Below are 13,966 nucleotides of genomic sequence, written 5' to 3'. Positions count from 1 at the left end.
CAGGTATGGCCAGAAGAAGGATCGCAGCAGTGATGAAAAATGACGCCCCGGTTGCCAAGCCAAGGACTCGCAATGCCGCGCTAACACGAGAAAACATTCTCAAGGTCGCCACGCAGGAATTCGCCGAACACGGCTACGACGGTGCGAGCATCGAAGCGATCGTCTTGTGTTGCCAGATCAGCAAGAACCTGATCTATCACTACTTCGACAGCAAGGAAGGATTGTTCATCGAGGTGATGGAGCGCGCTTACGGGGCCATGCGCGAGCGGCAAAATGAGCTGACCTTGTCGGGGGATCCTGTACGCGACATGCGCGAGCTGGTTGAAAAGAGCATCCAGCACTTCATCGACCAACCTGATTTTCACCTGTTGCTGTCGACCGAAAATCTGCACAAGGCTGCGCACATCCGCAAGTCAAAGGTCATTTCGCAGATGTTCAACCCGTTGCGGGCGGCGCTCTCGGAGATTTTGCAGCAGGGCAAGGACCAAGGTGTTTTCCGCCAGGATGCGGACTGGGTGGACCTGTACGTTTCCATATCCGGACTCGGGGCCTATTTCATTACCAACCGCTACACTCTGTCCTACGTTCTCGACGTCGACCTGAGCTCGCCAGAGCGCAAGGCGTCCCGCCTCAAACATGCCCCCGACGTGATCATGAGCTATCTCTGCGATCTTCGATCGTCCGACTGATTTGAGTCCAATTGGCAACCTGAACGCCAAGCACGTGCAGCGCGGCTTCGCCGCGATGCACCTTTGCTGCGCATGGAAAACTGCTCACGTTACGCATCGCCAGCGCCAGCGCCAGCGTCAGGCGCCCTGATAACGGGAGTGGTATCTGCAATAAATTGAAATCTTTGTATTCAATCTGGGCTTCAAATTTGTGTACTGATATGTATGCATGCGACAATATGTCCTTTGTAATCTAGGAAGGGCTGTGAAGTGGTAGATGATGTGTTCCCGAGCCGACTGGGGCGCGCGTGGCTCGCGACTCTCGGTACGATAATCCTGTTGGCGGGTCTATATTTCGTCGGTGGAGGCGCCTGGCTGGTGTCACTCAAAGGAAGCTGGTACTTCCTGATTGCCGGTGTCCTGTTGATCGCCGCAGGCGTCTTGATCATTCGCCGACGTTTCGTTGGTGTATTGCTGATCGCCGTGGTCGTAGCGTACACCTGTATATGGGCGCTCCTCGACGTAGGCCTCAAGTTCTGGCCGCTCCTATCGCGCCTGTTCGCTTTTGCGATCATTGGCGCCGCGGTCGCGTTCTCCATTCCGCTGTTCACTCGTGTGCGTAAAGCACGTGTTGCCGGGTTGACCGTGGGCGCGTTGGCTTCGGTCGGGGTCGTGGTTACGGCCGTCAGTGCTTTCGAACCCAAGAGCATCATTCGTGACGCTCAGTCCGTTGCAGCTGCGCAGGATGCCGCGATAGAAAAAGTCGATGGCGAGCCTGGCGACTGGCAAGCCTGGGCAGGTGACACACATGGCTCGCGCTTTTCACGTCTGGCCGATATCACGCCAGCGAACGTGAAGGACCTGCAGGTCGCCTGGACGGCTCACACTGGCGAAGCCGTAGTGCCTGGTTCAGGTGATGCGGAAGACCAGAACACGCCGTTGCAGGTCGGTGACAGCTTGTATGTCTGCACGACCTACAGCACAGTGATCTCCTACGACATCGATACCGGAAAGGAAAACTGGCGTTTCGCCGCTGGCAAGGGCAACTCCACCTACCAGCGCTGCCGTGGGATGGCCTATTTTGATGCAACCACGGCGAAGCAGTCGGCGGTCGTGCCCGGTACCGATGCCCAAGCGCCTCTGGATGCTTCGGTCAGCCCGCAGCGTCTTATCTTCCCGACAGGGGACGGGCGCCTGATGGCCATTGACGCTCACACTGGCAAGCCGGTCGCCAACTTCGGCGATCAAGGTACCGTCGACTTGAAAGTGGGCATGGGTGAGGTGAAACCAGGCTACTACCAGCAGTCGTCCACGCCGCTGGTCGCCGGGAACTTGGTAATCGTGGGCGGTCGTGTGATCGACAACTTCGAAACCAACGAGCCGCCGGGAGTCGTGCGTGCCTTCGATGCCGTTACCGGGACACTGGTCTGGGCTTGGGATCCGGGTAACCCCGAGGTGACACGCGAGCCGCTGTCGGCTGCGGGCTACACCCGTGGTACGCCTAATGTATGGGTGGGGATGTCCTACGATGCCGAACTGGGCATGGTCTACCTGCCAACTGGTAACGCGACACCTGATTTCTGGGCAGGCTTTCGTACCGAAGCGGATGACAAGTATGGGTCTTCGATCGTTGCGGTCAACGTTGCCACTGGCCGTCCGGTATGGTCTTTCCAGACCGTACACCATGACATCTGGGACTTCGATGTCACTGGCCAACCGTTGATCTATGATATTCCGAACGACGACGGGACAGTCTCCAAGGCGCTGTCGGTCACGTCCAAGACCGGCATGATCTACCTGCTGGACCGCACCAATGGCAAGCCGCTTGCCGATATCGAGGAACGTCCGGTGCCGCAGGGCAACCTGCCAGGCGAGCGCTATTCTCCAACCCAGCCGTACTCCGTAGGCATGCCGAATATCGGCAACGAGGTCCTGAAAGAGTCCGACATGTGGGGCGCAACGCCATTCGATCAGTTGATATGTCGCATCATCTTCAAGTCTAGCCGTTACGAAGGCGTCTTCACCCCGCCGGGTGAAGACTGGGCCATCCAGTATCCAGGTTCTCTAGGCGGCATGAACTGGGGTGGTGTTTCGGTTGACCCAACCACCCATCTGATGTTCGTCAACGATCTGCGTCTGGGCTTGCACTACAACATGGTCGCGGCCAAGGACATCCCACCGGGTACCGGTAGCAGCGAAGGCATGGGGATCATCGTGCAGAAAGGTACGCCTTTCGGTACCTGGCGCGAACGCTTCATGTCCCCGTTGGGTGTTCCCTGTCAGGCACCACCGTTCGGTACGCTGTCAGCCATCAACCTCAAGACCCACAAGCTGGTCTGGCAGGTACCGGTAGGCACCGTACAGGATACTGGTCCCTTGGGCATCGCCACCGGTTTGCAATTACCACTGGGCATGCCAACCCTTGGCCCATCACTGGCGACCAAGTCGGGTCTGCTGTTCTTTGCCGGCACTCAGGACTTCTACTTGCGCGCCTACAACAGCCGCACCGGTGAAGAAGTCTGGAAATCCCGCTTGCCGGTCGGTAGCCAAAGCGGACCGATCACCTATCGTTCGCAGAAGACTGGCAAACAGTATGTCGTCATCTTTGCTGGTGGTTCGCCACACTCGGACAAGCGCGGTGACAGCGTGATCGCTTACGCCTTGCCATAGACACGTTGCAAGATCGACGCACTAGAGGCCCAGGTTCGGCGTGATGCCGAGCTGGGCCCTTTTTTCCTCCACGATTCGATTTTTTTTCATGTACCGAAATTCCTCATCTTCACCTGTCAGCGTTAAAACCGGGCTTGCGCTCCTCCTGATGGGAGGTGCGAGCACGTTGAGCCATGCCGAGATCGTCCGCATCGAGCCCGTCGTAGTCACCGGGTCATACGCACCGACCGCGAGTTTCGATCTGCCTTTTTCCATCGATACCGTGGACCTCTCTGACGGTACCGACGGCCAGTTGGGCGTGAACCTGTCGGAAGTGCTCACCAAGGTACCGGGGCTGGTGGTGCAAAATCGACAGAACTATGCCCAGGATCTCCAGATTTCCTCCCGCGGCTATGGCGCACGCTCAGCGTTCGGCGTCAGAGGCATCAAGCTGCTGAGCGATGGGATTCCGGCCAGCACGCCGGACGGACAAGGACAGGCCGCTACGCTTAACCTGGACGTTGCGGATCGCCTCGAAGTGCTTCGCGGCCCGGCAGCGACCATTTACGGTAGCAATGCTGGGGGTGTCATCCAGATGTTCAGTAGGGACGGAAAAGGCCCTTCAAGAGTGGGGGCGCAAACCACCTTCGGCAGTGACGGCTTTCGCAAGAATCATCTCTCGGCCGAAGGCGGTACCGAGTCGGCTGGTTTCGTGCTCGATGCTTCGCGAATGGATACCGATGGTTACCGCGACCACAGTGCCGCTCGTCGTGACCAGACCTTTGCCAAGGTCAATTTCAAGCCGGACGACGATTCCCGCCTGGCGCTCATCTATAGTAGCCTCGAGCAGAACAGTACCCAGGACCCGTTGGGGCAGACCTGGGATGCCTATAAGCACGATCCGCGCTCCACGACGGCAGTGGCCGAAACCTACAATACGCGCAAGAGCATAGACCATCAGCAGGTGGGTCTGAATTATGAGCGCTATATGGGTAGCGCCACCCTGCAGCTGAATCTGTATGCTGGGCAACGTAGCGTGGTTCAGTACTTGTCCATTCCCAGGACGGTTGCTTCCAACAGCCAGCGTGGGGGAGGGGTCGTGGATTTCGATCGTGAATTCCATGGCGCGACCTTGCGCTGGATACAGCCGGTGGCCAGCGTGCCTGGTAATCTCACCTTTACGGCGGGCGCCGACTACGACCAGAGTACGGATGATCGTCGCGGCTACCAGAATTTCAGCGCAGGCGAACTGGGCGTCAAAGGCGAGCTGCGCCGTGACGAGCAAGACATCGCCACAAGTCTGGATCCCTATATTCAGGCGCGTTGGGAGATAGGCCAGTGGACAGCGGATCTCGGTCTGCGCCACAGCACCATGCAAATGCGTGTCGATGATCACTACCTGGCCAACGGCGATTCCAGCGGCTCGAAGAAATACCAGCAGAACACCCCCTCGCTTTCGATCATGTACGCGTTCAATTCTGCTCTGCGCGGCTACGCCAGTGTGGGCAAGGGCTTCGAAAGTCCCACCCAGGCCGAGATGGCCTATGCGCCGGGCTCAGCCGAAAGCTTCAACTTCGGCCTCAAGCCTGCGGTGAGTACGCAGTATGAAGTGGGCATCAAATACCAGCCTAGCGAGCGCACCCGACTCAACGCAGCGTTCTACGAGATTCATACCGACGATGAAATTGTCGTCGAGAGCTCGACGGGCGGACGCACTAGCTATCATAACGCCGGACGCACGTTGCGGCGTGGCTTTGAAGCGAGCCTGCACAGTGATCTGAACGACCATTGGCAAACGAACTGGGCTTACACCCGTACCGATGCGCGGTATGCAGGCGACTCTGCGCAAGGGGGGCAGGTGATCGAAAGCGGCAATCGGTTGCCCGGCGTACCGCTGGACAACCTGTATGGTGAGCTGGTCTGGAAGCCGACCGCGTCCATCAGCATGGGCATCGAGGGACAGTATCGCAGCAAGGTGTATGTGGAGGACCGCAACGTGGCGAAACCAGCGCCAGCCTATGCCACCTTCAACTGGCGAACCCGCTTCGAACAACGCCTCGGGCCTTGGACGTTCCATCAGCTGGTGCGTCTGGACAATATTCTGGATCGACAGTACGTGGGCTCGGTCATCGTCGGCGATAGCAACTCCCGCTACTATGAAGCGGCGCCCGGGCGCTCCTGGTATGCCAGTGCAGGGTTCGAGTATCGCTTCGAATGACTTTTGGCTCACCGCCCTGTGGCGTCCAAGGACGGTTACGCTACTTGATGAGCGTGCGTGGGTCTGTCAGCGATGATCAGGGGGTTTCGATTCGACTTTGAGCGTACTGGCTATGATGTCCGGCCCAGGCAGATCTACTGCTTGGGAGGTGACGGCAGGAGCAGCTCAGGCCACGGCTTGGGCACCGGTTATTTCCACCAGCGAACCACACATGAAGGCGGCTTCGTCCGAGGCCAGGAACGCCACCAGAGCCGCTACTTCTTCGGGTTTCCCTATCCGCCCGAAAGGCACCATGCGGTCCAGATCGGCGATGGTACGTCCGGAGCGGCGAACACCAGCTTCGAGCATGGGAGTATGGATTTCGCCGGGACACACCGCGTTGACCCGGATGTTGTGAGGAGCATAATCGCGTGCCAGGTTTTGCGTGAACGAGGCGACGGCGGCCTTGGTGACGTTGTAGGCTATATGGCCGGGAGCCGGGTGCAGGCCCCATTGCGAAGCGGTATTGACGATAGCACCGGCGCCAGCCTTGATCATGATGGGTAGCACAGCGCGACACAGGTGAAACATGGCATCCACATTCACCGCGAAGCTGCTGTGCCAATCCTCTTCGCTCAGTGCCAACAGGTTGCCGCGGCGGTTGATACCGGCATTGTTGACCAAGACGTCAAGACGTCCCACTTTCGACAGGGCGTTGTCTATCAGGCTGCGGCAGGCATCCCCCTGAGCAATGTCGGCAGCGAGGGCCAGGGCTCGGCCGCCATCCTTCTCAATGGCCTCGGCTACGACAGTGGCAGCTTCCAGGTCGACATCGCTGACGATGACCGTGGCGCCCTCCCTAGCGAAGCGCTGTGCAATCGCTGCACCTATACCGCCGGCTCCGCCAGTAACGATGACGGATTTGTGCGTAAATCTGCTCATCTGAACCTCGTTAGTTTTTGTTGTCTCGTACGCTGAATTTTGTATGCAGTATTGTACGCAAGCTAGACACGAGAGGTCGGTTTGTCAACTGGTCCATGCGAAATGTCGCGTCACTCCGGCAACCTGCAAATCCCGAACGAAGCATGAGCACGAAGAGGCTATACAAGCACTACTGAATTAGAACCCTTGCCGCCAGATACCGTCTCCGATGTCTGCTCATTCCACTCCTGTTGACCTGAGCCTGCCTGTAACTCCAACTTCACCCACATCGCCTGGCCTGATGCTCGAGCGTCGCGATGCCAACGTCTCAGACAGGGGAGCGAGGTCGTTCCGTGAGGAGTGATCAGGGTAGAAAGGCACGTCTTGCAGGGCGAAGAAACAGTTATCTCCGCCTCATGGGTGGACTTGGCTCCGGTCCGAGACAAGCGTCAGAATACGGTGCAGATCAGGCTACCGACATCCGAGCCGTCAGGTTCTGCTGCATATAGTCAAGGAAACGACGCTGGAATAGCATGGTATGTTCATGCGCCGCAGCTTCCGCCGCATCAGCGTCGCGTGCCGCGATGGCCCCGATGATTTCGTCATGATCTCGGCCCAGCCGATGAGCACTGGCAGAGCTGACGACATGATCGAAGTGCAGGTGCAGCAGCCGCTGTCCTTCGCCCAGAAGACGCTCGTAATAGTTGATGAAGTAGGGGTTGCGCCCCGCATGGGCGATCGCCATGTGGAACGCCTTGTTCAGCTCCGACATCGCCTGGAAGTCACCCGTAGTCACCGCCTTGAGATAGGCTTCGTCGGCGTCGCGTATCGCTTGCAAGTCTTCGGCGCGATGCTGGGTCGCCGCCAGACGAGTGACCGCGCGCTGGATCAGATCTAGCGCGGAAACGTAGTTGGGAAACTCCTCGATTTCGAAAGGCGTCACCAACGTGGTGCGGTTGGGCAGGATGACTACCAAGCCTTCGGTGATCAGGCGCGCCAGAGCATCGCGTACTGGCGAGCGGGAAAGCCCGAACTGGGCCGCCAGCGAGACTTCATCGAGCTGTACGCCTGGCTTGAGCTTCAATGTCAGGATCTGCTTTCGCAGCTCTTCGTAAATGTAGCGTCCGCCATGGCGGCGCGGGCCGCTTTCGGTGTCGGTATCTTTTGCCATCATCAGGTCTCGGTGGAGCTGGCGATCATCATACAGGCCAGCCTTCATTATTTATGCAGTCGATGCCGACTCTACGACCTACAGCATGGGAGCAAGACACTTGCCAAGTCAATCAGGAGCCATCTTGAGAAAGCCCGTATCCAGCAGTGCGACGTAAGGTATCGAAAGCCGCCGTTTGACCGTGCCTTGCCTGGGCAAGACACGGTGAAAGCGGTATCAATGGCTCAAGCCGGCGCCCCAGGTATCGCTGAGCATGAAACCGGCAGACAGTGGGTCGTCTGGATCCATGCCCATCTGTTGCAAGCCGTACAGCCAAGCACGCCCGGTTACCCGCGGCAGCACGGCGGGACGGTTGGCCACCTCGGTAAGGCCCAGCAGCGCCACCTGGAACTGGCCGCCAATGGTTGACTGTGAAATCAGGTGGTCGCCAGGCTGTACCAGGCCGCGTGCCGCCAGGGTCGCCAGGTTGGCGGAGCTGCCGGTGCCGCAGGGTGAACGGTCCACTCGACCGGGAGGCAGGGTAGTGCACGTCTGATAGGTGCGATCGTCTAGCCGGTTGCGAAACATCACATAGGCCACTTCGTTGACCGAAGGTAGCTGCGGATGCTGAATGTTCAATTGGCTATTGATCACGTCTTTCAGCGCCACGCCGGCGTCAGCCAAGGCTCGGGCATTTTCCGGCGCGATACTCAACCTGGTCTGCTCTACATCGACCAGTGCGTAGTACACGCCGCCAAATGCCACATCGATGGTGATAGTGCCGAACTGTTCGGTTTCGATGGTCAGGTCCAGATGCTCGACGAACGCCGGTACCATGTCCAGCGATACGTTCAGACAACGGCCGTCCGCACACTGGGCATGGGCGGTGACCAATCCTGCGGGCGTATCGAGTACCACCGTGGTCGCTGGCTCCTGCATCGGTACGATACCCAGCTCCAGTAGAGCCGTGACCACGCAGATGCAGTTGCTGCCCGACATTGGATGTGCCTTGTCCGCTTGCAAGACGATGAAGCCGGCGTGCGCTTCGGGCCGAGTCGGTGGCAGCAACAGGTTGACCGACATTTGCAGGCAGCCGCGTGGCTCCAGCGTCACCAGACGGCGTAGGCTGTCGTCCACCTCGTTGATGTAATTCATCTTGTCCAGCATCGTGGCACCTGGGATGCCCAGGACGCCGCCAATGATGACTTTGCCGATTTCGCCTTCGCAGTGCACTTCAGCCAACTGAAGCGTCTGTTTCCAACGCATGATGTAACCTCACTTGATATACCAGCCCCAGGGCTGTTCGCTGTCGTAGCGGGTGATCTGCTTGGTTTCGAGGTAATTGTTCAGGCCCCATTCACCTAGCTCACGGCCGATGCCGCTCTGCTTGTAGCCGCCCCACGGGGCTTCGGTGAAAGTCGGCTGGGAGCAATTGATCCAGACGATTCCAGCACGGAACTTGCGAGCCACACGTTCGCAGCGCTCCAAATCCTTGGACATCACTGCGGCGCCAAGACCGAAGCGGGAGTTGTTGGCGGATTTCACCGCTTCCTCTTCCGTATCGAATGGGCGGATGCACACTACCGGGCCGAAGATCTCCTCATTCCAGATCCAGCTTTCCTCTGGGACGTCGGCGAATACAGTCGGCTGCAGATAGAAGCCTTTGTCCAGGTGCGCTGGGCGCTCGCCACCGCAGACCAGACGCGCGCCTTCCTCCAAGCCGCGAGAGATGGCTTGCAAGGTACTGTCGTACTGCTTGCGGTTGACCAGAGGGCCGAGCAGCACGCCTTCTTCCATGCCGTTTCCGATCTTGATCTTTCGGGTTTCTTCGGCCAGTCGAGCCAGCAGCGGCTCATAGGCTGAACGCTCCACAAGCACGCGAGAGGTGGCCGAGCACACTTCGCCCTTGTTCCAGAAAATGCCGAACATGATCCACTCTACCGCCTTTTCGATATCGCTATCGGCGAATATCACGAAAGGCGATTTGCCACCCAGCTCCAAGGTTACGTTCTTGATGTCCTGCGCGGCGGCCTGCATGATCCGGCTGCCCACCGGCACGCTCCCGGTGAAGGCCAGCTTGTCTACCCCTGGATGAGCAGTCAGCGCAGCACCGACCTTGGAACCTGGGCCGGTCACGATGTTCAGCACGCCGGCGGGCAGGCCAGCTTCATCGGCGATACGGGCCAATTCCAGAGCAGTCAGCGAAGTCTGCTCGGCGGGCTTGAGAATGATGCTGCAGCCTGCGGCCAAGGCCGGGGCGATCTTCCAGGAAGCCATCAGCATCGGAAAGTTCCAAGGCACGATGGCGCCGGCTACACCGATGGGCTCTTTGCGTGCCAGCGAACTGAAGCGGTCGTCGGCCAGTACTACCTGTTTCTCGCGGTGGGTATCCAGTTCCTCGGCTAGGTTGGCATAGAAGTCGAAACAGCCGGCGGTATCGCCGATGTCCCACATGGCTTCGGGGAATGGCTTGCCATTGTCGCGTACTTCCAGTTCGGCCAGTTCTTCCTGGCGAGCGCGAATACCTTCAGCGATCTTGCGCAGGTAAGCGCCACGCTCGGCACCGCTCAGGCGCGGCCAAGGGCCCTCGTCAAAGGCCGCGCGTGCTGCCTTGACAGCCACATCGACGTCCTCTTCGCACCCAGAGGCCACGCGGGTGATCAGGCTTTCGTCGCTTGGGTCGTACGAGTCGAAGCTACCGCCATTGATCGGGCTGACCCACTGGCCGTTGATGTAGAACTGGTCATAGCGGTTCATGCGTTTCCTCCAAGGACGGCAAAGCGTCGGGCACTGAATGCGGAAAGGTTCTGGGTTGGGATGCGCTGGGCAGCCAGATCGCCGACCAGGCGGCCGGTTGTGGCGCCAAGGGTGAGGCCCAGTTGGCCATGGCCAAAGGCCAAAATGGCGTTCTTCAGCCGTGGCGACCTGTCGATGACGGGTTTGGTGTCCGGCAGGAAGGGGCGATAACCGACACCGAATTCCATGCCTTGGGTGTTCAGCTGTGGTAATACGCGGCGAGCCTTTTCCATGATGATCTCGGCGCGCTTGAAGTTGGGCTCGGCATTGGCTCCGGCGAATTCGATGGTACCGCCGATTTGCAGGCCGCGTGTCATGGGCGCGAAGCAGAAGCCGCCGTCGGCGTAGATCACCGAGTGGCGGATCTCCACTCCAGGTTGCGGCAACACCGCCTGGTAGCCAGCGATGCCGGCCAGCGGGATGTTCACACCGAGGGAGTCGAAGAAGGCGCGAGCGCCGGTACCGGCAGCGACTACCAACAGGTCCGCCGGCAGGCGTGTCCTGTCTTCCACGGTCACTCCGGTTGCCTTGTCGTGGTGCGCGTCGATCTTCGTCACTCGCTGGCGGATGCGTACGCCACCTTGAGCGACGAAACTCTGGGTCAGCGCTGCGATGAACCCCTCGGTGTCGTTCACGGCGCGCCAGTCAGGGAACATCAGGCCATGCTGGAACTTCCCGGCCAGGGCTGGCTCCAGATCGCCAATCGCATCACCATCGAGTTCTTGCGAACGAAATCCGAGCTGCTTGCGCAATTCAAGATGCGGGCGTTCGTGTTCGAGGCCAGCAGGGGAGTCGAAGACTTCCAGAACGGGCCGGTCGCCTAGCAGGCTCTTGTCCGGGCACGCCTCCAGCAAGGGAGCATAGTCCTCATAGACATGCTGGGTCAGGCGCGCCATGTCCTGTGCGATCTCATTGATCTTCGAGGGTCGCGCACAAGCGAGGAAACGCATGAACCATGGCAGGATTCCGGGCAGCGCGCTGGGGCGCAGCGCAAGGGGTCCTTTTTGATCGAGCAGCCAACCGGGTACCTTCATCAGGATGCCAGGCTTGGACAGAGGAATGACTTCGCTTACAGCCATCTGGCCACAGCTCCACTTGGCAGTGCTGTCGCCCGGCGCCGCAGGGTCGATGAGCGTGACCCGGTGGCCGTCGCGCTGCAGGTAGAGCGCACAGCATACGCCGACGATGCCGCCGCCGATGACTACAGCCTGTTGCGATGACGTTTGCGGGTTGTTCATGGTGCGTTGCTCAACAATGTTTAGACGAAATTGGGTGGATAATGAGGAAGAGAAGGACTCCTCCCCATTACCAGATAACCCGAGGAGCTAGCGGGTCACGCCTGCGAAGCTTCGAACACCTTGCGGAACTCGGTCTTTTCTTCGTCGGTCAGCGGCAGCAGCGGAGCGCGCGCGTTGCCGACTTTGAAGCCGGCCAGTTCAGCACCGTATTTGACTTTCTGCACGAACTTGCCGCTTTCCAGGTTCGCCATGGCGGGGAACAGGCTGCGCATGACTTGTTGGGCCCCACGGATGTCGCCGCTGGTAAAAGCTTCGTGGAAGGCCACGACCTTCTCCGGGAAGATGTTGGCCGGGCCGCAGATCCAGCTGTCGGCGCCCCACAGGTAGAAGTCCAGCGCTTGGTCATCGGAGCCGCAGGACAGCTGGATACCTTTGTACTTCTCGCCGATTTCGATGGCGCGCAGCAGGTTACCGCTGCTTTCCTTGATGGCGATCACGCGTGGGTGGTCATTCAGCGCTGCGATCACGTCCATGCCGACTTCGACATTGGTACGAATCGGGTAGTTGTAAAGCACCACGTTGATGTCGGGGAAGGTCTGGAGAATGGTGTTGTAGTGGGCCAACAGCTCTTCTTGTGAGGGCAGCGCATAGTAGGGCGGGGCAATCAGCAAGTTGGTGTAGCCAGCTTCGACGGTCTGCTTGATCTGCTCAAGCACCTCACGGGTGCACGAGCCATTGGCCCCTGCGATCAAGGTGCCACGGTCACCTACCACCTCCTTCACGGTGGCCAGGATTTGACGACGCTCTTCGTTGGTCAGGGCGTAGTATTCACCCGTCGAGCCCAGCGGTACGAAACCGCTGACGCCAGCCTTGAGCTGATGTTCCAGGATCGAGGCCAGGGTGTCGTGATCGACCTTGCCAGCGGCGTCGAACGGGGTGACCAGGGCAGGCAGGATGCCTTTGAGTTTCATGTTGCTCTCTCCTAGGGTGGGTGATATCAGTAGGCGAAGCGGCGCAGTAGGCGCCCTTCGACCACGCCAACCAGACGGGTCAGCGGGAATGCGACAAGGAAGTAGATGACAGCGACTGCCGAGAGGAACTCGACAGGTCGGGCCGTGCTGTTGGAGATGTTCTGGCCCACGAACATCAGGTCTGCGACGCCCACCGAGGAGATCAAGGCGCTCTCCTTGAACAGGCTGACCACGTTCGACAGCAGAGGTGGAACTGCACGGAGCAAGGCCTGCGGGAAGACCACGTACAGTACCTTGACTTTCGAAGTAAGCCCCAGGGCGATGCATGCGTCATGTTGCTCGCTGGCAATCGACTTCAGCGCGCCGCGGAAGGTCTCGCTGGTAATCGCACCCATGTAGAGCGTCAGGGCGATCAGTACCGATACGTAGGGCGGGATATCCAGGCCAAACACCACGGGGAAACAGAAGAACACCCAGAACAGCTGGATCAGCAATGGCGTACCACGGAAGAACTCCACGTAGAGGGTGAGCGGAAGGCGCACGAGTTTCAGTTTGACCTGGCGCAGCAGGCTGACCACGAAACCCAGCAAGCTACCCAGCAGGGCGCAGATACCAGTGAATGCCAAGGTCAGGGCAAGGCCTTTGAGCAATACGGGCCAGTAACCCAGAACGACCGAGAAATCGAGTGGCATGGTTATCTCCTCAGCGTTGGCCGGCCAGGTCCTGGCGCCGCTCGAACCACTGCACCAACTGCGCGATTGGCAGCGACAGGGCAAAGTAGATCAGCGCAATCAGGGTGTAGGTTTCCAGGGGGCGGTAGGCCTCGGTGGCCAGGCTCTTGCCCACGTACATCAGGTCGGCAACGGCCACGATGGCCACCAGCGCGCTCTGCTGAAGCGTGCCGATACCGTTGGTGATCAGGACTGGCAGTGCACTGCGCAAGGACTGCGGGAGAATGACGTAGAGCGTGCGTTGCCAGTTCTTCAGGCCTAGGGCGATCGATGCATCCAGGTGTTCGCGTGGCACCGCCTGAACGCCTGCTCGGTAGGCTTCGGCGTTGAAGGCCGTCAGGTTCAGCCCCAGCGCCAGGAAACCCATGACGATCGGGTCGATGAACACGTCGAACAGCATCGGCACGCAGTAGAAGAACCAGACGATCTGCAGCAGCGCTGGGGTGCAGCGGAAAAACTCGATGAACAGTTGGGCTGGCCAGCGAATGAAGAACCAGCGGCTAAGCGTCATCAGGCACAATAGAAAGCCGCAGGTCAGGCCGATCAGATTCGAAACCAGAGCAAGCTCCAGTGTCACCTTGAGACCATCGAGCAGTGCCGGCAGGCTGCCGCTCAGGAAATGGAAGTCGAATTGGTAATTCATGG

The 13,966-nt window shown here is 59.3% G+C and carries 11 protein-coding genes; 3 read left to right on the top strand and 8 right to left on the bottom strand.

Annotation, left to right across the window (positions count from 1 at the left end; translation table 11 throughout):
• The first annotated feature begins 32 nt into the window (after positions 1 to 32).
• The 3 genes from ACY8GK_RS06755 to ACY8GK_RS06745 all read left to right on the top strand — a co-directional run bounded on the left by ACY8GK_RS06755 (position 33) and on the right by ACY8GK_RS06745 (position 5,535).
• Positions 33 to 689: a TetR/AcrR family transcriptional regulator gene (locus ACY8GK_RS06755; RefSeq protein WP_462402676.1), complete on the top strand. Its 657-nt coding sequence runs from the start codon at positions 33 to 35 to the stop codon at positions 687 to 689.
• A 261-nt stretch (positions 690 to 950) separates the two neighbouring features.
• A complete protein-coding gene (locus ACY8GK_RS06750; protein ID WP_462402993.1) occupies positions 951 to 3,338 on the top strand; it encodes a membrane-bound PQQ-dependent dehydrogenase, glucose/quinate/shikimate family in 2,388 nt (795 codons plus the stop codon).
• Between the two features lie 148 nt (positions 3,339 to 3,486).
• Positions 3,487 to 5,535, top strand: a complete 2,049-nt coding sequence (locus ACY8GK_RS06745; RefSeq protein ID WP_462402992.1) for a TonB-dependent receptor family protein — start codon at positions 3,487 to 3,489, stop codon at positions 5,533 to 5,535.
• 165 nt (positions 5,536 to 5,700) lie between these two features.
• Here the strand turns inward: ACY8GK_RS06745 and ACY8GK_RS06740 are convergent, their stop codons facing one another.
• The 8 genes from ACY8GK_RS06740 to ACY8GK_RS06705 all read right to left on the bottom strand — a co-directional run bounded on the left by ACY8GK_RS06740 (position 5,701) and on the right by ACY8GK_RS06705 (position 13,964).
• Positions 5,701 to 6,456, bottom strand: a complete 756-nt coding sequence (locus tag ACY8GK_RS06740; protein ID WP_462402675.1) for an SDR family NAD(P)-dependent oxidoreductase — start codon at positions 6,454 to 6,456, stop codon at positions 5,701 to 5,703.
• A gap of 445 nt (positions 6,457 to 6,901) precedes the next feature.
• Positions 6,902 to 7,654: a GntR family transcriptional regulator gene (locus ACY8GK_RS06735; RefSeq protein ID WP_462402674.1), complete on the bottom strand. Its 753-nt coding sequence runs from the start codon at positions 7,652 to 7,654 to the stop codon at positions 6,902 to 6,904.
• A 168-nt stretch (positions 7,655 to 7,822) separates the two neighbouring features.
• Positions 7,823 to 8,851 carry a proline racemase family protein gene (locus ACY8GK_RS06730; RefSeq protein WP_462402673.1) on the bottom strand — a complete coding sequence of 343 codons (1,029 nt, stop codon included), beginning with the start codon at positions 8,849 to 8,851 and terminating at the stop codon, positions 7,823 to 7,825.
• 9 nt (positions 8,852 to 8,860) lie between these two features.
• Positions 8,861 to 10,342, bottom strand: coding sequence for an aldehyde dehydrogenase family protein (locus tag ACY8GK_RS06725; protein WP_462402672.1), 1,482 nt, complete (start codon positions 10,340 to 10,342; stop codon positions 8,861 to 8,863).
• Positions 10,339 to 11,619 carry an NAD(P)/FAD-dependent oxidoreductase gene (locus ACY8GK_RS06720; protein WP_462402671.1) on the bottom strand — a complete coding sequence of 427 codons (1,281 nt, stop codon included), beginning with the start codon at positions 11,617 to 11,619 and terminating at the stop codon, positions 10,339 to 10,341. The genes ACY8GK_RS06725 and ACY8GK_RS06720 overlap by 4 nt, the downstream gene beginning before the upstream one ends.
• 95 nt (positions 11,620 to 11,714) lie before the next feature.
• Entirely contained in the window at positions 11,715 to 12,590 is an 876-nt protein-coding gene (gene dapA / locus ACY8GK_RS06715; RefSeq protein ID WP_462402670.1) for a 4-hydroxy-tetrahydrodipicolinate synthase, read from the bottom strand.
• 26 nt (positions 12,591 to 12,616) lie between these two features.
• Complete coding sequence (locus ACY8GK_RS06710) at positions 12,617 to 13,282, bottom strand: amino acid ABC transporter permease (protein ID WP_462402669.1); 666 nt, start codon at positions 13,280 to 13,282, stop codon at positions 12,617 to 12,619.
• A 10-nt stretch (positions 13,283 to 13,292) separates the two neighbouring features.
• Entirely contained in the window at positions 13,293 to 13,964 is a 672-nt protein-coding gene (locus ACY8GK_RS06705; RefSeq protein ID WP_462402668.1) for an amino acid ABC transporter permease, read from the bottom strand.
• Positions 13,965 to 13,966: the final 2 nt, after the last annotated feature.

The sequence above is a fragment of the Pseudomonas sp. Marseille-QA0332 genome, from assembly GCF_054950175.1.
The sequence above is the reverse complement of the archived record's forward strand: the minus strand, read 5'-3'. Positions and strand labels throughout refer to the sequence as shown.

What these genes read in the sequence shown, in the direction of transcription:
- ACY8GK_RS06755 (WP_462402676.1), top strand. Translation starts at nt 33, where the DNA reads ATGAAAAATGACGCCCCGGTTGCCAAGCCAAGGACTCGCAATGCCGCG.
- ACY8GK_RS06745 (WP_462402992.1), top strand. Translation starts at nt 3,487, where the DNA reads ATGGGAGGTGCGAGCACGTTGAGCCATGCCGAGATCGTCCGCATCGAG.
- ACY8GK_RS06740 (WP_462402675.1), bottom strand. Translation starts at nt 6,456, where the DNA reads ATGAGCAGATTTACGCACAAATCCGTCATCGTTACTGGCGGAGCCGGC.
- ACY8GK_RS06735 (WP_462402674.1), bottom strand. Translation starts at nt 7,654, where the DNA reads ATGAAGGCTGGCCTGTATGATGATCGCCAGCTCCACCGAGACCTGATG.
- ACY8GK_RS06730 (WP_462402673.1), bottom strand. Translation starts at nt 8,851, where the DNA reads ATGCGTTGGAAACAGACGCTTCAGTTGGCTGAAGTGCACTGCGAAGGC.
- ACY8GK_RS06725 (WP_462402672.1), bottom strand. Translation starts at nt 10,342, where the DNA reads ATGAACCGCTATGACCAGTTCTACATCAACGGCCAGTGGGTCAGCCCG.
- ACY8GK_RS06720 (WP_462402671.1), bottom strand. Translation starts at nt 11,619, where the DNA reads ATGAACAACCCGCAAACGTCATCGCAACAGGCTGTAGTCATCGGCGGC.
- dapA (WP_462402670.1), bottom strand. Translation starts at nt 12,590, where the DNA reads ATGAAACTCAAAGGCATCCTGCCTGCCCTGGTCACCCCGTTCGACGCC.
- ACY8GK_RS06710 (WP_462402669.1), bottom strand. Translation starts at nt 13,282, where the DNA reads ATGCCACTCGATTTCTCGGTCGTTCTGGGTTACTGGCCCGTATTGCTC.
- ACY8GK_RS06705 (WP_462402668.1), bottom strand. Translation starts at nt 13,964, where the DNA reads ATGAATTACCAATTCGACTTCCATTTCCTGAGCGGCAGCCTGCCGGCA.